Origin of the sequence: Streptomyces sp. NBC_00647 (assembly GCF_045207245.1) — a bacterium.
Classification (GTDB): Bacteria; Actinomycetota; Actinomycetes; order Streptomycetales; family Streptomycetaceae; genus Streptomyces.
In genome coordinates, this window is the sequence record NZ_CP109040.1 from 631,988 (window position 1) to 652,657 (window position 20,670).

Sequence of the window (20,670 nt, forward strand, 5' to 3'; positions counted from 1 at the left end):
CACGTCACGCCAAACGGCGGAACACGGGCTTCACCGGCCGCCCGCCCAGCCAGGGGGTGGGGTCGCCGGCGTCCAGTGCCTTCCGGTACACCGCACATGCCTGGGCCACCACGTCGACGGTGCGGTCGATGTCCACGTCGTCGAGCGCGCTGCTCACCACGAACGACGGGGCCAGCACTCCGCCCGCGAGAAGCCGGCGCAGGAACAGGGTGCGGTACTGCTGCGACGGCTGCCGGTTCTCGTCAAGGGTGGCGAAGACCAGGTTGCTGGCCCGGCCCCGGACGACGATGTGGTCGCCGACGCCCATGCTGGCCGCCGCGTCGCGGACACCGGCGGCCAGCCGCTCGCCGAGGGCGTGCAGCCGCGCGGTGACGCCCTCCTCGACGTAGGTGGTCTGCACGGCCATCGCGGCTGCCAGGGAGTGCGTTTCCGCTCCGTGTGTGGTGGACAGCAGGAACACCCGGTCGTGGGAGTGACGCAGCCCGCCCAGCTCCATCAGTTCGCGGCGTCCGGCCAGCGCGGAGACGGCGAAACCGTTGCCCAGCGCCTTGCCGAACGTGGAGAGGTCGGGCACGACGCCGTACAGGCCCTGGGCGCCCGCCTCGGACCAGCGGAAGCCGGTGATCATCTCATCGAAGATCAGGACGCAGCCGTGCCGGTCGGCCAGCTCGCGCAGGCCGGCGAGGTACCCGGGAGCGGAGTCTCCCCCGCTCTGGGGGCCCCTCCCGGCCGAAGGCTGGGGGAGAAGTTGAGAGTTCGGGGAAGGCTCGGTGTGACCGACAGGTTCGAGGATCAGGCAGGCGATCTCTCCCTGGTACCGGGTCAGCAGCTCCTCCGTGGCGGCCAGGTCCCCGTAGGGGAACGACACGGTGAGCTCGGTGGTCGCCGCCGGGATGCCGGCGGGCATCGGCGTGGTGCCGATGAACCAGTCGTCGACGGAGAAGAACGGATGGTCGCCGCAGATGGCCACGCGCGGGCGCCCGGTGACGGCGCGGGCGAGGCGCACCGCGGCGGTGGTGACGTCGGAGCCGTTCTTCGCGAACTTCACCATCTCGGCGGTCGGTACCGTGGCCAGGAAGCGCTCCGCGGCCTCGACCTCCACGATGGACGGCCGGACGAAGTTGCTGCCGCGGTCGAGTTCCCGCCGCACCGCCTCGATCACCCGTGGGTGGGCGTGGCCGAGGCTGACCGACCGCAGTCCGGAGCCGTACTCGATGTAGCGGTTGCCGTCGATGTCCCACACGTGGGCACCGCGGCCGTGGCTGATGACCGGGGCCAGGTTCTCGGGGTACTGGTCGTCGCCCTTGGCGTAGGTGTGCGCGCCCCCGGGGATCATGGCGTGCAGCCGCTCGTTCGCCGTCCGCGACCGGGGCAGGAAGAACTCTTCGGTGTCCACGGTGACTTCAGCTCTCCTTCTGCTTCAGGGCCTCGGCGAGTCTCGGCGCCTCCTGGTCCCGCCAGGACATCAAGGGGGCCGGCAGCGGCCAGGGGATGCCGAGCTCCGGGTCGTCGAAGGCGATCGTCACGTCCTCGGCCGGATCGTGCGGGCGGTCGATCCGGTACGAGATGTCGGCGGTCTCGGTCAGCGCCTGGAATCCGTGCGCGCACCCCGCCGGGATGTACAGGGTCACCTGTGTCTCGCCGGACAGCTCGAAGAAGGCCCGGTTGCGGTAGGTCGGCGAGTCGGGCCGCAGGTCCACGACGACGTCGAAGATCTTCCCGTACGAGCACCGCACCAGCTTGGCCTCGCCCGCGCCGGAGCGCAGGTGCAGGCCGCGCAGCACGCCCCGGACCGAGCGGGACAGGCTGTCCTGGACGAAGGCGTCCGGGTCGAGGCCCACGGAGCGGACCACGTCGGCGTCGAAGGTGCGGCAGAAGAAGCCGCGTTCATCGGCGTAGGGCGTCGGCTCGAAGAGGTACGCGCCGGCGATCGCCGGGACTTCGGTCGCTTTCATGAAGCCTCCCGCAGAGCGTGGGCGTGGTCGGCCGCCGGGAACAGGGCCGAGGTCAAAGCGGCGAACTGGTGCTCGAGTTGCCGGAGGGCGAGCAGGTTCCGCTCGGAGAGGATCCGCCGCAGTTCCGCCGAACGCTTCTCCATCTCCCGGAACTGCTCGAGCAGACGGTCGGCGTCGACCTCGCGAGCCGGGTGGCAATACGCCTCCAGCCCCATCTGAGCCATGAGCGCGTCGCTCTTCGCCGCGTAGCTGAGTGCGAGCGTCGGCGTTCCGACCTTCAACGCGCAGATCAGGTTGTGGTAGCGGGTGGCCACCACGGTGTCGGCAGCCGCCGTCTCCTTCATCAGGTCGGCGAGCGAGGAAGCCTCGGCGGCGGTGACCAGCGGCGAGTCCACCGCCTCGATGACGGCGGCGACCACCGACGCGTCGCACTCGTCGCCGGTGAGCAGCCGGACCGGCCTGCCGTCCTCGACCAGCGCGCGGACGAAGCGGGTCGTCCCGTCGAGATAGCGCCGGTGGATCTCCTCCGCCAGGGCGCGGTCGTCGTTGCCGCCGTGGAAGTCCATGACGCCGACGCAGACTTGGCCCGGCGCATGAGAGGGCGCGTCCGGCGGTGGCGTCGGCAGGGCGAAGGCGAGGTCCGGGTAGACCTCGTCGCGCGCGGTGTCCACGCCCATCGCCCGGATCGCGTCGCGGGACAGGGCGTCCCGGTACGACCGGTAGGTGGCCAGCCGCGCCGACCAGCGCACCAGGGCTCGGGTCGGCCGATCTCCGATCGCGGCGGCGCCGACACCGACCAGCGCGACCCGGGTGCCGAACAGCCGGCCTGACGCGCAGAGCAGGAACAGCGAGTACGGGAATCCCCATGGCCGCAGGGGCAGTGTGGCCTCCAGGACGCCCATGCCCGGCACGATCACCACGTCGTGCCGGCGCACCCAGGCGGCGGTGCGCACGGCGTCGACGAGTTTACCCAGACCCTTGGCCGCGATCGAGCCCGCACGCGACGCGGTCCGGTACTCCCCGCGGTACCAGTGCAGCCGCGTCGCGGGGATGCCGTACCGGGTCGAAACGACCTCGGGTCCGCCGCACAGCGCGTCCACGACCGCCTCGGGATGCTCGGCGCGGAGGTAGCCCAGTACGGCCTCGAGCGACCCGTCATTGCCGAGATTGCCGGAGCCGAGCAGGCCGAACACCCCGACACGCAAAGGAGTTTCGTCCGCGGCCGTCATGCCCGCCTCCCCTCGCGGCCGGCGACGAGGGCGTCGACGGAGACAGTGAGCAGGGCCGGGTCGACCGGGGCGCGGTCCTCGACCCGCTCGCCCGCGCCGGGCCGGACCCGGCTGGTCATCCATGCGACCAGGTGGCGGTAGCACGCGCGCCGGTCGGCCGGGGACAACGGCGCCCGCCGGATCGCCGAGGCGAAGCCCCAGACGTACTCGGCGAGCAGCCGCGGCGTCGGGTGCAGCACGCCTGCCCGGCGCGGGTCCAGGTTGACGCACCGCGAGCGCTTGCCCGGGTTCGCCCGCTCGGCGCGGGTGGGGTGGTCGCGGCGAAAGTACAACAGCTCCGGCACCTGGTGGAAGGGCCCGTGCAGGGTGATCTCGGCGACGAACGTGCGGTCCGCGTGGTGGTAGCTGTCGTGCGGCTTCACCCGGCGCAGCACGTCGGCCCGCATCACCCCGTAGAAGTCGTCGCCACCGGGCTCGAACAGCAGACTGCGGAAGCGCTCCGGCGGGTGCGGCGAGTCGGTGGCGAGCCCGTATTCGTACGGGACCTTCACCTGGCCGTCGCCGTCGATGACCGCCTGGCCGCTGTGCGCGAGGATGACGTCAGGCCGCTCGTCCAGCGCCTGAACGCAGCGTTGCAGCAGGTCCCGGGCGTACAGGTCGTCGTGCGAGGCCCACTTGAACAGCTCACCGTGGCACTCGGTGAACACGTGGTTGTGGTTCGGCGCGGCGCCGATGTTCCGGGGCAGCCGGAGGTACCGGATACGCGAGTCCTTCGCGGCGTACCGACGGCAGATGTCCTCGGTCCCGTCGGTCGAGGCGTTGTCGGAGATGACCAGCTCGAAGTCCTCGTAGGTCTGGCCGAGCAGGGCGTCGAGCGCCTCGGCGAGGTACTCCTCGCCGTTGTAGACGGGCAGGCCGATGCTCAGCCTGGGTTGCGCGGTCATGAGGTCCTCGCTTCGGGAATGGGATTGCGGTGCCGCTCACGCAGGGCGAGCCGCAGCTGCAGCCACCACACGGCCGAGCTGCAGACGGTCGCGGCGGCGACGCCCCAGGCCGAGCCGACCGTGCCGGCCACGGCCGCCCCGCCGAGCCCGCCGCCGACATAGCAGGAGGAGGCGAACAACTGGCTGCGCAGGCTGCGCCGGGCCGCGCCGAGTGCGCGCAGGCCGGCCGCGGCGCCGGTGCCGAGGCCGGCGCCCGCGACGCCGAACGTGGCCGGCACGATGAGCTCCGAGGCGGAGCTCCAGACGTCGCCGAGCACGAACGCGCCGAGGCGGTCCGGCACCAGCAGAAGTGCCGCGCCCCAGAGCAGCGCGGCGACGGCCTGCCCGGCACCGAGCAGGAGGCAGAACTTGGCCAGTCGGTGCGGGGCCCGCCGCAGTACCCGTGCCGCCTCCGCGACGGTCACCAGCGAAAGACCCATCAGCACGGCGAGGAACGGGCCGAGCAGCAGCTCCGCGCCCCGGACCGCACCCACCGCGCCGACCCCGACGATCGCGCCGAGCCCGTACGCCCGCAGCTGGCTCGCGCCGCTGACGCCGACGTTCTCGACCAGGTACCGGTAGCTGAGATCGCGCTGCTCGCGCAGCCACCCGCGCGCACCGGCCATCCGGGGCCGGATGCCGGACTGGTGGCAGCCGTACACCGCGGCGACCGCGGCGGACGCGCCCCACGCGAGGACGAAGGCGGCCACGCTGCCCACACGGGCCGCCACCACCATGGCCGGGACGAGCGCGACGCCCCACACGAGGTCGTTGACGAACGCCTTCCGCCCGGTGCCGGCGGCGAAGAACGCGTACCGCCAGGCGTCCTGGAGCAGCAGCCCCGGCAGGATGACGCCGAGGCAGGCGAACGCGGGTCCCACACTGCCGCCCAAGGCAAGGCCGACCGCCAGACACGCCAGGCCGATGGCTGCGCCGACGCCGAGCGCGGTACCCGACGACCGGGCCACCGCCCCGCGCCAGGACGCGTCCGGTACGCCGCTGAAACGCACCACGAGCGGGTCGGTGGCCAGCCCGCGGGAGACGCTGAGCACCACGCCGTAGGTCACCCAGGCCAGGCCGAACACGCCGAACGCGGTCACGCCCAGCGAGCGGGCCACGTAGATCCCCACCGCGAAGTTGGTCATGCTGGAGGCCGCCTGGTCGGCCAGTCCCCAGGACAGCCGGCCGACGATGGCCCGCCGGGCGGATCCGGCCGGAGTCGTCGTCTTCGCCCCCTCGGTGGTCATCGGCGTCATGCCTTGATCAGCCCGGCGCCGTGCAGTGCGTCGGCCGCGCCGGCGACGGTGTCGAACGGCAGCCCGGACCGCTCGGCGACGTCCAGCAGGCTGTGCTCTCCGTCGGAGAGGCTGAGCACCCAGAGCATGGCCATCTGGGCCTGCTTCGCGTCGCTGCGGCCGCCGAGCGAGTCGTACAACCCGCGTCGGCCCAGCTGTGGTTCGCCGTAGGGGCTGAGGTTGACGTACCGCCGGTTGGCGTCGAGGACGCCGAATGCCTCGCGGCAGACGGCGAGCGTGTCCGCCATCGCCTCCGGGGAGACGAAGTCCGGGTTGTCGGCCGAGGTGTGGTACTCGGGGTAGCCGGCGTACGGGGTCCGGCTGAGCGAGCCCACGCCGAGATCGAACCCGGGCGAGCAGAACTGCCGCTCGTCGTAGCCGTACGGAGTGAACTCGGCGACGCGGTGCGGGCGTTCGGAGGCTGCCAGCACATGCCCCATCACCCGGTCGATCTCCGCGTCGCCGCGCCTGCTCTGCTTGTACGTCAGCCGGCCGGGGTCGCCGGCACAGGCCAGCACCAGGCCGTGCTTGACCCGTTCCACCCGCTCCGCGTTACGGGCCAGCCAGGTGAGGGCCCCGATGGTGCCGGGCGCGAACAGGAACCGGTAGGTGTAGTAAGGCTCCTCCTGCGCCAGCGCCCGGGCCAGGAACGTCGCCACCGCGATGCCTGCCAGGTTGTCGTTCGCCAGGGACGGGTGGCAGACGTGGCAGGAGACGATCACCTCGTCGGGGACCTGCCCGGGGACCACGTACTCGGCGTAGGTGAGGTGGCCGTCGGCGAGTGTGGAGTCGACGCGCACCTCGTACTCGCCGTCCGGCAGCGCGTCCAAGGTCTCCTGGGCCAGGCAGAATCCCCATTCCGGCGTGTAGTAGCTGGTGCGGTACGGCACCCAGGTCGGGTGGTCCGGCAGGGTGTGCAGGTGTTCACGCAGCTCGGCCAGCGGCATTTTCGCCGACACCGGCACGCTGTAGCCGAGCACGTGGAGGCTGGACGCGGCGAAGTCGACGACCCGGTTGCCCGCGGTGTCGGCGATGTAGGCGTCCCGGATGTTCCACTCCTGCGGCACCGTCCAGTCGAGGACCTGAGTGCCGGTCGGCACCTCGTGCACCTGCAGCGGAATGTACTCGCCGATGATCTCCAGGGTGGCGCGAACACCGTCGCCGGTGATGCTCCGGCACAGCGGGTACAACCGCTCCACCAGCGCGTGCATCTCTTCGCCGGCCGTGGTCATCGGCTCCACCGCAGGGTGTCGTCGACGCTGCCGGTGTCGGACGCCGCGCGCAGCACGGCCAGCCGGGTGAAGCGTCGCTCGAAGTCCTCCCGGGTCAGCCCGTGTTTCCGGTAGGCGTCGGCGAGTTCGAGCGCGCCCTGCTTCACCGTCCACTCGCAGTCGAAGCCCGGCACCGCGGCGCGGAACCGGGAGAAGTCCACGCGGTACGACCGCGGATCGGCACCGTTCTCCCCGGTGATCACCACTTTCGCACCGGACACCGCCTCGGCGACCTGGTCGGCGATCTCGGCGACCGTGACGTTGTTGATCTCGCTGCCGATGTTGAACGCCCGGTCGTGCACCGCTTCGCGCGGCGCGGTCAGCGCGGCCGTGAAGGCCCGTGCGATGTCGGCGGCGTGCACCAGCGGCCGCCAGGGTGTGCCGTCGGAGAGCACGAGGACTTCGCCGGACAACAGGGCGTGGCCCACCAGGTTGTTGAGCACGATGTCGGCGCGCAGCCGGGGTGAGAAGCCGAAGGCGGTGGCGTTGCGCATGAACACCGGACTGAAGTCGCCGTCGGCGAGCGCGTGCAGGTCGTCCTCCACCCGCACCTTGGACTCGGCGTACGGCGTCACCGGACGCAGCGGGGCGTCCTCGGCCACCAGGTCGTCGCCGCCGGCGGCGCCGTAGACGGAGCAGGTCGACGCGTACAGGAAGCGCCGCACTCCGGCGTCGCGGGCCAGCCGGGCCAGCCGCACGGACGCGTGGTGGTTGATGTCGTAGGTGAGCTCCGGCGCCAGCGATCCCAGCGGGTCGTTGGACAGCGCGGCCAGGTGGATCACCGCGTCCACCCCGGCCACGTGTTCGGGCGTGATGTCGCGCAGGTCCACCCGAGACCCCGGCGGGTCCGCGGGCTGCGGGCCAAGGACGCAGTCGGCGAAGAGGCCGGCGTCGAGACCGACGACCTCGTGCCCGGCGGCCGCGAGAACCGGGGCCATCACGGTGCCCAGATAGCCCTGGTGTCCGGTCAGCAGTACGCGCAAGGTTCATTCCCCCAGGTTCAGAGTGAGTTTGGTGACGGCGAACGCCTCGGCGTAGCGCGCGTGGCATTCGATGCCGCGGATCCGTGCAAGGCCGAGGAAGGCCTCCCGGTCGTACCAGGACCGGTGCCGTTGCGAGGGGTAGTGCTCCTGCAGCAGCCGCACCTTCTGTTCCGCGATCTCCGGCGACAGCGGCTGGTACGCCGCCGGACGGCCGAGATCGCCGTCCCACTTGACGATCTCGTAGCCGAGCACGAGGTGGTCGCGGAACGCGGTGGGCAGCAGTTGCGCCAGGCCGCGGTGATCCTGGTGCGCGTCATCGGTACGCGGCGCGAGGATCAGATCCGGGTCGGTCCGCAGACGCAGCTCCTCGACCGCGGCCTTGGCCTCTTCCCAGTGCGCGGGCATGCGGCCGTCCGGCAGCTTGAGCACGGTCAGCCGTAGATCGGCGCCCGGGCAGAAGGCCGCGAGCGCGGCCTGCTCCTCCTGCTCCCGCTCGCCGCCACCGCCGGAGAGCACCAGTGCGTCGACGCGGACACCCGGCCGCGCGCGGCACAGCGTCAGCAGCGTGCCGCCGGCGCCGATGGCGATGTCGTCGCAGTGCGCGCCCACCGCGACGATCCGGTCCAGGGGCCCGGCCCCGAGCCGGATCACGCCCTCGCTCCGGCGCCGTCCCTGCTGCCGGTCGCGCTCGCGCCGTCCCGTTCCCACACGGCCCACGGGCGGTCGCCCCGGGCGTAGGCGTCGTCCAGCGCGGCCCGCTCCTTCACGGTGTCGGTCGGCTTCCAGAAGCCGCGGTGCTGATGCGCCACCAACCGTCCGCGCTTGGCCAGTTGGGCACATCCGTCGGCGACCAGGTCGCCGTTCTCCGGTATGTGGTCGAAGACCTCCTGGCGGAGAACGAAGTAGCCGCCGTTCTCCCACAGCGGCATGTCGCTCACCGCGGTGATGCCCCCCACCAGGCCGTCCTCGCCCAGGTCCACGCAGTGGAACGACGACTGCGGCGGCACCACCAACATCGACGCACCGGCGTCGCGTCGCGCGAACCGGTCGATCATCTCCGGCAGCGGGGCGTCGGTGAGCACGTCGGCGTAGTTCGCGAGGAACATCTCGTCGCCGTCCAGATGGTGCCGCACCCGGCGCAGCCGCTCCCCGATCGGCGACTCGATGCCGGTCTGCGCGAACGTGATCGTCCAGTCGGCGATGTCGGTGGACAGCAGCTCGGTCCGCCCGCCCCGCAGCACGAAGTCGTTGGACGTCGTCTCCTCGTAGTTGAGGAAGAAGTTCTTGATGTGGTGCGCCCCGTACCCGAGGCACAGGATGAACTCCGTGTGCCCGAAGGACGCGTAGTAGCGCATGACGTGCCAGATCAACGGCCGCGGGCCGACCATCGCCATCGGCTTGGGCACGTCGTCGGAGGCTCCGCTGCGCATACGCAGCCCGTAACCGCCGCAGAACAGAACGACCTTCACGACTTGACCTCGACAATGCTCAGTTCCGGGATGGGAAAGACCAGCCGGCCGCCCCACTCGTTCACGAAGGACAGCTGCTCGACCAGCTCGGCCCGCAGGTTCCACGGGAGGACGAGGACGTAGTCGGGTCTGTCGGCGGCTATCCGCTCGGGCGGCAGGATCGGGATGCGGGTGCCCGGGGTGAACCTGCCGTGCTTGTAGGGGTTGCGGTCGACCGTGTACGGAAGCAGGTCGGGCCGGATGCCGCAGTGGTTGAGCAGGGTGTTGCCCTTGCCCGGGGCGCCGTAGCCGACGACGGTCTCGCCGCGCTCGGCAGCGTCGATGAGGAACCGCAGCAGGTCCCGGCGCACCTTGGCCACCCGAGCGGAGAACTCGGTGTACCCGGACAGCTCCTGCAGCCCGGCGGCCTTCTCCCGGTCCAGGACCTCCGCCACCCTCGAAGTCGGCTCGCCGGCCACCTCGGTCGGCCGGGCCCACAGCCGGATGGAGCCGCCGTGCGTCGGCAGCAACTCGACGTCCACGAGGGAGAGTCCGCCGCTCGCCAGTGCCCGGATCGCGGACGCGACCGTGTAGTACTGGAAGTGCTCGTGGTAGATCGTGTCGTACTGGTTCTCCTCGATCAGGGTCAGCAGGTGCTGCACCTCGATGGAGACCCAGCCGTCGTCGGCGACCAGGGCGCGCAGCCCCTCGGTGAACCCGACCACGTCGGGGATGTGCGCGTACACGTTGTTGGCCACGACCAGGTCCGCCGGGCCGTGCTCGGCGCGGACGGCCGAGCCGGTGTCCGGGGACAGGAACTCGGTGAGCGTGGGCACACCGGCGTCCCGCGCCGTGGCGCCGACGTTCACCGAGGGCTCGATGCCGAGGCAGCGGATCCCGCGGTCCACCACGTGCCTCAGCAGGTACCCGTCGTTGCTCGCGACCTCGACGACGAAGGCGTCGGGGCCGAGCCCCACCCGCTGTACGGCGTCGGCGACGAAGGTGCGCGCGTGCTCCACCCAGGAGGTCGAGAAGGAGGAGAAGTACGCGTACTCGCTGAACGTCTCCTCCGGCGTGATCAGCGGAGGGATCTGCGCGAGCCAGCAGTCGGTGCAGACCCGCAGGTGCAGCGGGTACGCCGGCTCCGGCGTGTCCAGTTGGTCCGCGGCGAGAAAACTCTCGCACGGCGGGGTCGCCCCCAGATCGACGACGCTCGCGAGCGTCGCCGAGCCGCAGAGTCGGCATCGTGTCATCTACTGCCCCCATCCCTGCTCGCGCGGGTGCCCCGCCGCGAGCCAGCGTTTCCGTTCCCAACCGGCGGCGCGCTGTCTCCGCCGCCGGACCGACCCGCGATCGCGGTGCGGTACCCCTCCACCAGGCGCTCGAGGCCGACGGCCGGGCTGAACCCCTGCTCGTAACGGCGTCGGGCCGCCTGGCCCATCTCCTGGTTGCGGGCCGAGTCGGCCGCGATCCGGCGTATGCAGGACGCGAGCGAGGCGGGCTCGCCCGGCCGGTGCAGCAGCCCGGTCACCCCGTCCTCGACGAGTTCGACGAAGGCGCCATGACCGGCGGCGACGGCCGGGACCCCCGCCGCCATCGCCTCCACGACCACCAGGCCGAACGCCTCAAGCCATGTCGAGGGCGCCACCACGGCGACCGACCGCGCGAGGGCCTCCCGGCACTGGGCCGGGTCGTACAGGCCGACATACCGCACGTCGTCCCGGCCCGCCGCCCAGGCGGTCACCTCTCCCTCCAGCGGTCCCGAGCCGGCGACCACGAGCGGCACGCCCACACCGCCGTCCGCCGCGATCTCGTCCCACGCGGCCATGAGCAGCCGCACACCCTTGGCCTCCGCGAGCCGGCCGAGATAGAGCAGATGCTCGCCGGCGCCTTCTCGTCGGGCGCCCGGCTCGGGCACGAAGTTGTGCTTCACCGCCAGCCGTTCGGCCGGCATGCCGGCTCGCACCAGGACGTCGCGCTGCGCCCCGGAGATGCAGAAGAACCGCTCCACGCCGGACCACCAGCGCCGCCGGTTGACCGACAGGCTGACCGCGAGCGGAACCGTCGCGAGGCGGGAGTTCCGGTAGCAGCCGTGGCGGACGGCGGGCAGCGGCGTCGTCCCGACGCACTCGGTGCACGGCCGGCCGTTCCGCTGCAGCGTGCCGGGAGGGCAGACCTGGGTGTAGTTGTGCAGTGTGGCGACGGCGGGCACGCCGGCGTCGGCGCAGGCGGCCAGGACCGCGGGCGACAGGAGCGGGAAGACGTTGTGGACGTGGACCACGTCCGGCCGCTCGGTGCGCAGCCGGGCGGCGAGTTCCGAGCGGACCGCCGGGTTCCACGGCACAAGGAGCGGCAGCGCCGCCTTGGCGAGGAGGGACCGGGCGGCGATGTCGTCGCTGCGCCGCTCGAACACCTCGACCCGGTGGCCGGCCGCGCGCAGCAGCTCCACCTCCTGGTCGACGACCTTGTTCTCCCCGCTCGGCTGCGCCGAGGCGTAGTGGTTGTGCACCACGAGGACGTGCATGGTCAGGTCACCTCCGATCTCTGGGCCGTCGTGGGATGCGTCGTCGAGGGGGCTGCGGGCGTCGGGAGCGGAGTGGCCGCGCCAGGTGCCGCCAGCAGTGAGGCGGCCAAGGCCAGATGCAGCAGATACGGCGAGGCGTCGCCGAGGCCGGCCTCGGTGTACGACGCGATCGCGCAGTAGCTGATCAGGAAGATCGCGCAGGCCCTCTGCAGAGACGGTGGCCGCAGCAACGCGACACCGGCGAGGACGATGATGATCGCCGCCACCAGGGTGACGCCGGTCAGACCCTGCTCCTGGTAGACGGCCAGCCAGCTGTTGTCGATCGGCAGCCCGCCGAACGACTTGTCTCCCAGTCCCATGCCGAACAGTTGCTCCGAAGTCGTCCGGGGCGCGGCCAGCAGGGCGTCCCAGACCTTGGCCCGACCGGTGAGGTTGGAGAAGTTCTCCTGGCTCTGTCCGCGCAGGAACCACGCCTGCAGCGCGGAGCTGAACCCCACCACGGTCACCGTGGCGCACACCACCGTCCAGCTGAAGAACCGGCGGGCGGCGGCGCTGGTCAGGATGAGTGAGCCGATCGCCAACGCCAGGCCGATGAGCAGGCCGAGCGTGGCCGTCCGGGTATGGGTCAGCGCGAGCAGGACGAGTGACGGCACGATGACTACCGCCGCGCTGACCCTGTCGGTCCGGCGCCCCAGGACCAGGAGCACGGTGAGCCCTATGATCACCGCGGCGTACTGTCCGATCTGCGGCGGCGTGAGCGGCCACAACGCGCCGACAAGCCGTCCGCCGTAGAGGTCGGGCAAGGCCGCGCCCGGTGAGGCGACCAGGCCGACGGCCACCGACCCGAGCACCGCGAAGTACATCCGGATGTGGTGCCGGACGAACGTCGTGCTGCCGTCCCACCAGCGGCTGAGCAGCCACAACGTGCCGATGAAGAGCGCCAGCCGGCCGCAACGGAACAGCGCGCCGAACCCGGATCCCATGTTCACGCTCGAGATCAGGCTCGGCACCAGCAGCAGGGTGAGCAGGAGCACGAAGGCGCTGGCTCGGATGCGCAGCCGGAGATTGACCGCGAGGGCCAGCGCGAACGCGGCGACCAGCGAGCCCATGGTGACCATCTGGATGAGGGAGCGGGGCAGCGGGATGATGGTCTTCGCCCCGGCGGAGCCGAGCGTGTTGAGGACCAGCAGCCCCCAGACGATGCCGACGATCTTCGGTGTGGCGACAGGGCGCGGTTCGGCGCCGGGCTGCCTGCCCGCCGTATCCGGTCCGCCCGGCAGCGCGCCGCGCCGCAGGTTCCCGCCCATCTCAACCACCGGCCCGTGGGTCGAGGGTGCTGCCCGTGTCCTGCTGGTACGGCGTGCCCTGCCACTGCCCGAAGTCGAGCACCCGGTCCGGGTCGTGGGCGACGAAATTCCATGGTCCTAGGTAGACGTTGTCGTGCCAGCGGTTGTGCTGTTTGGCGGTGATCGCGTCCGCCACCCGCTTGCCCTGGTACGGCGACCAGTCCGGATAGGTGCCGTAGTTGGCAAGGACCGCCATCCGGTCGCACTTCACCGTGCACTTGAGGACGGACTTGTCGAGCACGAAGCGGTTGTCGTGGATGTCCACCCGCTGGGTCTTCCACCGGCAGTCGGCGTAGAGCGGTGCGCCGGCGATCGCCGGCTTCGCGCAGCGGCCGGTGTCCCGCACCAGCAAGGTGCAGTCACCGGACGAGGTGTTGGCCGGGCTGTTGCAGAACCGGTCGGCGTTCTCCCACAGGGTGATCCCGGACCAGTTGTTCTCCAGCACGTTCCGGTAGATCTCGATCTTGTTCGTGCGGGCTCGGATCCGTGGTTCGCCTCCGGACTCGGACAGGTAGATGGTCGCGTACGGGAAGTCGTCTCCGCGGTCGGCCTTCCCTCGGCCCTCGACCCAGTTGTTCCGGCGGATCGTGTTGTCCCGGATGACCGCGTTGTAGCTGGTCTCGTAGATCAGCGCGGCACCGTCGTTGGCTTCGAGCACGTTCTTCTCGATGCGGAAGTCGTTGTTGTTGGTGTCCGCCCACAATCCGGTTCCTCGGTTGTCGTGCACCCAGTTGCCGCGCACGTCGGCGCCGTTGACGGCCCAGAACTTGATGCCCCCGGTGCAGCCGCAGCCCTTGCGCCGCCGCTCCCAGTCGCCGGTGTTGTTGCCCACGATCTCGTTGCCTTCGACCACCAGGCCGCTGATCCGGCCGTTGGCCTTGTACGCGTTCATGCCGTACTGGCCGTTGTCGCGCAGACAGCTGGCGCGGACCTGCTGGCGGGCACCGGCCATCAGCGCGGCGCCGGAGTTGTCCTGGATCGTCGCGTGCTCGATCACCCACCCGTCGGCCGAGTCATGGTTGACCACGCCCTCGTCGCGCGGCGCCACGAAACGCTGCACGGTCAGGTAGCGGATGGTGACGTCGCGGGCGCCGCCGCCGAACGCGTACTGGTTCTTCTTCCGGCCGTCGAGCACCGCGCCCGGCGCACCGAGGTAGCGGTCCCCCTTCTTGGGGATGACCTGGGCGTAGCGGTCCGGGTCGAGCCTGTGCCTGCCCGGTCGAAGCCAGAACGTGGTGTTCGGGGGGCTGCTCTTGGTCTTCGCGGCCAGGTCGCCGACCACCGCGGGGTCGACCGTGACCGCGCCCGCCGGTGCCTTCGCCGGACCGGCCGCGGGCTCGGCGCACACCCGGGCCACGGATCGGGCCGCGGACGTGGATGGCCCGGCCTTCGGCTCCGCCCCGGCGCCCGGCGTGCTCTCACAGCCGGTCACCGCCAGCAGGGCCAGCGCCAGCGGTGCCGCCGCCGACGCCCAGTGCCGCCTCTTGATTCCCACGCGCCCCCCCTAGCCGTGGAACCTGAGCACGGTGGTGAACCCCTCCGCGCCGTCGGCGAAGCCTGTGCCGACCAGCGTTGTGGTGGGTTCCTTGCGCCCGAATCCGGCGGAGTACCAGCCCATCGGCGGTTCGGTCTCGCCGCGATGCGCCCGCCAGGACAACTGCCCGGGCAGGTCGAGCACCGCGGAGCGGTCCTCGCCGTCCCGGGTCCAGGTGAGGACGGCCCGGTTGTCCGCCAGGTCCGCGGTGATCGCCGGGCCGAGGTGGAACGCCAGTTGCACGGCCCGACGGGGGCCGCGGACCTCGTCGACCACTCTCAGCTCCTGGCTCGCGGCCGTCAGCTCCACCCTGCGGCGGTGCACGGAGCGCTGGTATCCGTCGTGCTCGGCGGACCAGCGGGCCACACCCTCGTCGGATGTGTCCACGGTCAGGACGCGGCTGCGGGCCTGCCGCGTCCACAGGAACGGGCCGCCGGAGACGGACTGGTCACCGCCGTCCAGTTGCAGGGTGTTGTGGCCGAGGGTGGACCGGAAGTACTGCCGCCACTCGGGTTGCCCGTGGTAGCAGTACGTCCCCGGGTCGGCGAGCACGTCGACCCCGTCGTGCCGGACCTCCACGGACAGCGCGTCCGCGTGGGCGTGCGCGGCGATGGACAGGAAGCCGTGCGGGCCACCGTCGCAGCGGCACCAGATCCCTGCCGGATCGCGCAGGATGGTCATGCCCGCGTCGGCGAAATGGTCCGGCCGGCTTGCCGGGCGGGTCACGGCCGGTGCGGTTCCCTTCGTCGGGTACGGCCGGATGAGCGCGGCCAGCAGCGGTGTGCGCACATCGGTTCCGGTCACCGCCGGCCACCAGGCGAGCCGGCCGAACACGGTGTCCCCCGTGGCCAGCAGCGAGGCCCAGCGGTCGGTACCCGCGCCGTCCACGATCAGGCCGTGCCCGTCGTCCGCGTCCCCCTGGCGCGGCGGCCGTAACCGGCTGTCCACGATGGCCGCGAGCGCGTCGGTCATCCGCAGCAGTACCTGCCGGATCGACGCGGGGACCGGCACGCCGGCGGCATCCGCCTCGGCCACCGCGGCGAGGCCGAGCTCCAGCACCAGTCCGTGATATTCGGTGGCCAGCTCGCGGTTGAGGCCGGAGTCGAAGGTGTTGCCCCGCAGATGCCGCTCCAGCGACCGCAGCGCGCCGGCTCGCCAACGCGGCGAGGAGGGGAACCATCCGAACGCGCAGGCCGCGGCGAACTGCCCGGCGGCCTCGGCGATGACGTGGTTGTTCGCCGAGGATCCCCGGCTGGGGAAGGCGGCCAGCCAGCGCTGGTGGTGCCAGATCTGGTTCAGTGCCACCGGGTTGTCCTCGAACAGCCCGGCCGCGCCCGGCCAGCCGTCGAGCAGCCGGCGGATCCACACCCAGGACAGCAGCCGGATGCCCAGCTCGATGCCGCTGATCCAGTGCACGCCGCGCAGCGGTGGGTTGGCCGTCCACCAGGACCGCAGGTGTTCGGCCACGCGCTCGGCGTACCGCTCCTCCCCGGTGATCGCGTAGGCGGCGGCGAGCACGGTGAGGTACTGATGCCGGGACAGCTCCCAGATCTGCTTGATGTCCCCGACCGCGTCCTCGTTGCGGTACGGCACGTCGAAGGCGTAGCCCCAGGGGGCCCGGCGCCCGGTCTTCGGGTCGCACCACCAGTCCGGGTCGTCCAGGTCGTCGCGGACCACCCCGAAATACTCGGCGTGCCCGTACATCAGCCGGTCCGCCTCGGCGATCAGACGTTTCGCGGCGTCCGGGGGTATCGCGGCGATCGTCCCGGCGGGCAGTGCCGCGGTGAACCGGGCGCCGGTCACGCTCGGGCAGTCCGGCCGCGCCGACCGCCACCGCCGCCTGCGCACCGCGTCGCCCGCCCGGCCGCCGACCTCCCGTGGTCCCATCCGGGACAGTCGGCGCAGGTACCAGCCCGCGCTCATGGTCATCGTGCTCTCGCCAGTGTCACCGGCGTGCCCCCGGCCAGGCCGGCCTGCACGGCGAGGGTGGCCGACGTCGTGGCGACCAGCGACTCCAGCGGCACCGGCATGGGCCCTCCGGTCCGCACGGCCTTGATGAACGCGGCCAGCTCGGCGGACTGGCCCTTGTCCCGGGCCTTGGGCATCCGCGAACTGACCCACCGCTTGCGGCCGGCCCTGCCGTCGAAATACACCGAGGCACGGACGAAGTCGTCGAGCCGCAGCACCTTGCCGTCCGCGACGAGGTCCAGCGTCTCCTTGGGGAAGCCTGCCGCGCCGGTGGTGACGTAGCTGATGGTGGCGGTGGACCCGTCCGGGTAGCGCAGCACGACCTGAAGGTCCTCGTTGCCGGACGTGGCGGCCGCGTACACCGATACCGGGTCGGCCTCGAGCAGCCAGCTCGCCGTGTCGATGAAGTGTCCGCCCTCGCCGGCGAACCGCGAGCCCTCCGTGCCTTGTTGGAGGTACCAGCTGCCGTGTCCGAGGCGGCCCGCGTTGACCAGATAGCGGAGGCTCGCGGGACCGGTCCGGGCTCCGAACCGCGTTCTGGCCTCCTGCAGCAGCGGCGCGAACCGGCGGTTGAAGCCCACCTGCAGCCGGTCGTTGCCGGACTCCTCCACTGCCGCGAGTACGCCGGCGAGCTCGTCCTCGGTGAGTGCCAACGGTTTCTCCACGAACACCGTCTTGCCGGCCAGCAGCGCCCGCCGGGTCAGTTCGGCGTGCGAGCTGTGCCGGGTGACGACGAACACCGCGTCGACGGACGTGTCGCCGAGCACGGCGTCGAGATCGGTGGTCGCCTCCGCGAAGCCGAACTTCCGCTGCGCGTTGGCCGCGGACAGCGCCGTCGTGGTGACGACTGTCGACAACTCGACGCCGTCGCGCTGTGCCAGGTGCGGCAGCAGCATCGAGGTGGCGTAGTTTCCCGCGCCGACGAACGCCAGGCGAACCGGCGCCTTGGCGGCCCGGGCCGGGGCGGACGCTCCGCCGCCGCGTCGCACGGCGGGCACGGCCACCGCCGGGGCCTGCGCCTCCCCCGCTTCCTCTTTCTGCTCGGGGTACCTGAACAGAACGGCCACGGCCTTCAGGTCGCCGTCCTTCAGGCGCTGGTACGTCTCGACGGCGTCATCGAAGTCGGCGACGTGGGAGACCAGGGGCTCCACGTCGACGCGGCCGCGGGCCAGCAGGTCGAGGAAGCACGCCAGGTTGCGGCGCTCGGTCCAGCGGACATAGCCGATCGGGTAGTCCCGCCCCTCGAGCTCGTACTCCGGGTCGTAGCGCCCGGGGCCGTACGAGCGGGAGAACCGGACGTCGAGCTCCTTCTCGTAGTAGGCGTTCCACGGCAGGTCCAGGCGGCACTTGCCGATGTCGACGACCCGGCCGCGGTCCCGGCAGAGCCGGGCGGCCAGTTCGACGGGCTGGTTGCTGCCGCCGCCGGCGGCCAGGTACACCTGGTCCACGCCGTGACCGTCGGTGAGTTCGGCGACGGCGGCTTCCACGGCCGCGGACGCGGGATCACCGCAGGCCGCCGCGCCCAGGCGCTCGGCGAGCTCGCAGCGCACCGGGTCGGGGTCGACCCCGACGACACGGACCCCCGCGGCGGCAAGGAGCTGCACCACGAGCTGCCCGATCAGCCCGAGGCCGATGACCAGCGCCACCTCGCCGAGCTGCGGCTCGCCCTGGCGCACGCCCTGCATCGCGATCGACCCGACGGTGCCGAAGGCCGCGTGCCGCGGGGCGAGGCCGTCCGGCACCGGGGCGTAGAGGTTCTTCGGCACCCAGTTCAGCTCGGCGTGCAGCGCGTGCTCGTTGCCGGCGCAGGCCACGAGGTCGCCGACCTTCACGTCGTCGATCCCGGTGCCGACCTGCTCGACCACCCCGCACAGCGAGTAGCCCAGCGGCGTGTACGAGTCCAGCTTGCCCATCACCTTGCGGTAGGTGGCGGGCACCCCGTTGGTGGCCACGCTCTGCATGACCTTGGCCACCTGGTCCGGACGGGAGCGGGCCTTGCCCAGCATCGACATGCCCGCCTCGGACACCTTCATGAGCTCGGTCCCGGTGGAGATCAGCGAGTAGACGGTACGGACCAGCACACCGCCCGGCTTGCAGCCCGGCACCGGCACGTCGAGCACCGCCAGCTCGCCGCTCTTGTAGTTCTGAACAACCTGCTTCACTCAAGTCCCCTTGTTTCTACGCCGTCTTCGCCGTCTTCTACGCCGCCGAGCGCGTGCTCTGTCCGGACCCGGAGGTCGCGTCGCGGTACCAGTACTCGAGGGTCAGCACGTGCCACAGATGCTTGGAGAAGTCCCGTTGCCCGGCCGCGTCCTCGGCGACCATGCGCGCCAGGGCGTCGCGGCGCAGGAGCCCGGAATTCACGAGCACGCCGTCGTTGACCACCTCGCGCACCAGCGGTGCCAGATCCCGGCTCATCCAGGCGCGCAGCGGGGCGCTGAACAGGCCCTTGGGCCGGTAGACGATCTCCCGGGGCAGGATCGAGGTGGCCGCCTCCTTGAGGACGGCCTTGCCCTGCCGTCCGACGATCTTGCGGTCACCGGGCACGGCGAACGCCGCCTTGACCACCTCGACGTCCACGTACGGCACCCGCACCTCGGTCGAGGCGGCCATGCTCGACCGGTCCGTGTAGGCGAGGTTGAGGCCGGGCAGGAACATCCGGGCGTCGCCCAGGCACATGCGGTTGACGAAGTCGTCGAGGTCGTTGTCCTGGTAGATGTCCGCGTGCTCGGTCAGCACGTCGTCGACCGTCCCGGCCAGGTCGGGATCGATCAGGGCGAGCAGCTCGTCCTGGTCGTACATGGTGTAGCTGCGCCGGAACGCGGTCTCCTCCGGCAGGTCGGCGAAGGAGAGGAACCGCTTCGCGAAGCGCACCGACCGGTACCCCCGGCGGGCCGTGGCGACCGGCAGCCGGTCCACGGCCCTGGACAGGCCGCGCCGCAGGGGCCGCGGGACGCGCTGGTAGCGCAGCGCGAGCAGGTTGGCCAGGTGCTTGCGGTAGCCGGCGAACAGCTCGTCGGCACCCATCCCCGAGAGCATCACCTTGACCCCGGCCTCCCGGGCGGCCGAGCAGATCAGGAACGTGTTGATCGCGGCGGGGTCGCCGATCGGCTCGTCCAGGTGGTACGTCATCTGCGGCAGCAGGTCGAGTACGTTCGGAGCGATCTCGATCTCGTGCAGGTCGACGCCGAACTGCTCGGCCACCTGCCGGGCATAGCGCAGGTCGTCCGGCATGGCCTCGAACTTGGCGTCCTCGGCGCGGAAGCCGATCGTGTAAGCCGAGATCCCGGGTCGGTCGCGGGCCGCCAGCGCGGTCAGGTAGCTGGAGTCGAGACCACCGGACAGGAAGGTCGCCACGGGTACGTCGGAGAGCAGGTGACGCCGAGTCGACTCCTCGACGACGGCGGCCAGGTCCGGCTGCTCACCGCTCAGGGCCATCTCCCGGCCCTCGGCGGCGACGTCCCTCAGGTTCCAGTACTGGCCGCGCTCCACCCGGCCGTCGGGCCGGCACCGGAGCCAGCTCCCCGGCGGCAGCTTCTCCGCTTCGCGGAACGCGCACCGTGAGTCCGGCACCCAGTAGTACAGCAGCGAGGCCACCAGCGCGGCGTGGTCCACCTCCAGCGACCCGCCGGTCGCGGCGGCGAGCGCCTTGAGCTCGGAGGCGAACACCAGGCCCTCGCCGCGCCGGAGCAGGAACAGCGGCTTGATGCCGAGCTGGTCACGGGCGAGCACCAGGTCACCGGTTCGCTCGTCGAAGATCCCGAAGGCGAACATGCCCCGCAGCCGGGGCAGGCAGTCCGTGCCCCAGCGCCGCCAGGCCTCGAGCAGCACCTCGGTGTCGGAGGTACCGCGGAAGCGCACCCCGGCGGCTTCCAACTCGGCGCGAATCTCGGGCGCGTTGTACAGCTCGCCGTTGTACGTCAGGGCGAGGCCGCCCGAGACCATCGGCTGAGCGCCGGTCTCGGACAGGTCGATGATGGCCAGCCGGCGGTGCCCGAGGTGCACTTCGCCGTCACCGACGAGGTGGCCGTACCGGCCCGCCCCGTCCGGACCGCGGTGGGCGAGGGTATCGGTGAGCCGGTCGGTGACGATCTTCCCGTCCGGCCACCGGTACGTACCTGCGATGCCACACAT

Annotated in this window: 16 protein-coding genes; all 16 read right to left on the reverse strand. The window is 71.6% G+C overall.

The window, feature by feature from the left end; all coding sequences use genetic code 11:
• Positions 1-4: 4 nt before the first annotated feature.
• Genes OG788_RS02685 through asnB form a run of 16 tightly spaced genes read right to left on the reverse strand, consistent with a single transcriptional unit; the run spans position 5 to position 20,670 of the window.
• The gene (locus OG788_RS02685; protein WP_406368868.1) at positions 5-1,396 is read right to left on the reverse strand and encodes a glutamate-1-semialdehyde 2,1-aminomutase; all 1,392 of its coding nucleotides are present in this window, start codon (positions 1,394-1,396) and stop codon (positions 5-7) included.
• 7 nt (positions 1,397-1,403) lie between these two features.
• Positions 1,404-1,955, reverse strand: coding sequence for a dTDP-4-dehydrorhamnose 3,5-epimerase (gene rfbC / locus OG788_RS02690; protein WP_406368869.1), 552 nt, complete (start codon positions 1,953-1,955; stop codon positions 1,404-1,406).
• On the reverse strand, positions 1,952-3,184 hold the full coding sequence (locus tag OG788_RS02695) for a polysaccharide pyruvyl transferase family protein (protein WP_406368870.1): 1,233 nt from the start codon (positions 3,182-3,184) through the stop codon (positions 1,952-1,954). The genes rfbC and OG788_RS02695 overlap by 4 nt, the downstream gene beginning before the upstream one ends.
• Positions 3,181-4,128, reverse strand: a complete 948-nt coding sequence (locus tag OG788_RS02700; protein WP_351543187.1) for a glycosyltransferase family 2 protein — start codon at positions 4,126-4,128, stop codon at positions 3,181-3,183. Before OG788_RS02700 ends, OG788_RS02695 begins: the two co-directional genes overlap by 4 nt.
• Complete coding sequence (locus tag OG788_RS02705; RefSeq protein WP_406376652.1) at positions 4,125-5,414, reverse strand: hypothetical protein; 1,290 nt, start codon at positions 5,412-5,414, stop codon at positions 4,125-4,127. Before OG788_RS02705 ends, OG788_RS02700 begins: the two co-directional genes overlap by 4 nt.
• Positions 5,415-5,419: 5 nt before the next feature.
• Positions 5,420-6,694 carry a DUF4910 domain-containing protein gene (locus OG788_RS02710; RefSeq protein WP_406368871.1) on the reverse strand — a complete coding sequence of 425 codons (1,275 nt, stop codon included), beginning with the start codon at positions 6,692-6,694 and terminating at the stop codon, positions 5,420-5,422.
• Positions 6,691-7,716 carry an NAD-dependent epimerase/dehydratase family protein gene (locus OG788_RS02715; RefSeq protein WP_406368872.1) on the reverse strand — a complete coding sequence of 342 codons (1,026 nt, stop codon included), beginning with the start codon at positions 7,714-7,716 and terminating at the stop codon, positions 6,691-6,693. The genes OG788_RS02710 and OG788_RS02715 overlap by 4 nt, the downstream gene beginning before the upstream one ends.
• A 3-nt stretch (positions 7,717-7,719) precedes the next feature.
• Positions 7,720-8,367, reverse strand: a complete 648-nt coding sequence (locus tag OG788_RS02720) for a PIG-L deacetylase family protein (protein ID WP_351543199.1) — start codon at positions 8,365-8,367, stop codon at positions 7,720-7,722.
• Positions 8,364-9,185 carry a glucose-1-phosphate cytidylyltransferase gene (locus OG788_RS02725; protein ID WP_351543202.1) on the reverse strand — a complete coding sequence of 274 codons (822 nt, stop codon included), beginning with the start codon at positions 9,183-9,185 and terminating at the stop codon, positions 8,364-8,366. The genes OG788_RS02720 and OG788_RS02725 overlap by 4 nt, the downstream gene beginning before the upstream one ends.
• Positions 9,182-10,417: a class I SAM-dependent methyltransferase gene (locus tag OG788_RS02730; RefSeq protein ID WP_351543205.1), complete on the reverse strand. Its 1,236-nt coding sequence runs from the start codon at positions 10,415-10,417 to the stop codon at positions 9,182-9,184. Before OG788_RS02730 ends, OG788_RS02725 begins: the two co-directional genes overlap by 4 nt.
• Positions 10,414-11,688 (reverse strand): glycosyltransferase, encoded by a 1,275-nt coding sequence (locus OG788_RS02735; protein WP_406368873.1) that lies wholly within the window; start codon positions 11,686-11,688, stop codon positions 10,414-10,416. Before OG788_RS02735 ends, OG788_RS02730 begins: the two co-directional genes overlap by 4 nt.
• Before the next feature lie 2 nt (positions 11,689-11,690).
• Entirely contained in the window at positions 11,691-13,004 is a 1,314-nt protein-coding gene (locus OG788_RS02740) for an O-antigen ligase domain-containing protein (protein WP_406368874.1), read from the reverse strand.
• Positions 12,997-14,529 carry a right-handed parallel beta-helix repeat-containing protein gene (locus tag OG788_RS02745; RefSeq protein ID WP_406368876.1) on the reverse strand — a complete coding sequence of 511 codons (1,533 nt, stop codon included), beginning with the start codon at positions 14,527-14,529 and terminating at the stop codon, positions 12,997-12,999. Before OG788_RS02745 ends, OG788_RS02740 begins: the two co-directional genes overlap by 8 nt.
• Before the next feature lie 9 nt (positions 14,530-14,538).
• On the reverse strand, positions 14,539-16,497 hold the full coding sequence (locus OG788_RS02750) for an alginate lyase family protein (protein ID WP_406368877.1): 1,959 nt from the start codon (positions 16,495-16,497) through the stop codon (positions 14,539-14,541).
• A complete protein-coding gene (locus OG788_RS02755; RefSeq protein ID WP_406368878.1) occupies positions 16,494-18,698 on the reverse strand; it encodes a bi-domain-containing oxidoreductase in 2,205 nt (734 codons plus the stop codon). Before OG788_RS02755 ends, OG788_RS02750 begins: the two co-directional genes overlap by 4 nt.
• 37 nt (positions 18,699-18,735) lie before the next feature.
• A complete protein-coding gene (asnB, locus tag OG788_RS02760) occupies positions 18,736-20,670 on the reverse strand; it encodes an asparagine synthase (glutamine-hydrolyzing) (RefSeq protein WP_406368880.1) in 1,935 nt (644 codons plus the stop codon).

Excerpts from the sequence above, each read along its gene's own strand:
- rfbC (WP_406368869.1), bottom strand. The coding sequence starts at position 1,955 with ATGAAAGCGACCGAAGTCCCGGCGATCGCCGGCGCGTACCTCTTCGAG.
- OG788_RS02695 (WP_406368870.1), bottom strand. The coding sequence starts at position 3,184 with ATGACGGCCGCGGACGAAACTCCTTTGCGTGTCGGGGTGTTCGGCCTG.
- OG788_RS02700 (WP_351543187.1), bottom strand. The coding sequence starts at position 4,128 with ATGACCGCGCAACCCAGGCTGAGCATCGGCCTGCCCGTCTACAACGGC.
- OG788_RS02705 (WP_406376652.1), bottom strand. The coding sequence starts at position 5,414 with ATGACCACCGAGGGGGCGAAGACGACGACTCCGGCCGGATCCGCCCGG.
- OG788_RS02710 (WP_406368871.1), bottom strand. The coding sequence starts at position 6,694 with ATGACCACGGCCGGCGAAGAGATGCACGCGCTGGTGGAGCGGTTGTAC.
- OG788_RS02730 (WP_351543205.1), bottom strand. The coding sequence starts at position 10,417 with ATGACACGATGCCGACTCTGCGGCTCGGCGACGCTCGCGAGCGTCGTC.
- OG788_RS02735 (WP_406368873.1), bottom strand. The coding sequence starts at position 11,688 with ATGCACGTCCTCGTGGTGCACAACCACTACGCCTCGGCGCAGCCGAGC.
- OG788_RS02750 (WP_406368877.1), bottom strand. The coding sequence starts at position 16,497 with ATGACCATGAGCGCGGGCTGGTACCTGCGCCGACTGTCCCGGATGGGA.
- asnB (WP_406368880.1), bottom strand. The coding sequence starts at position 20,670 with ATGTGTGGCATCGCAGGTACGTACCGGTGGCCGGACGGGAAGATCGTC.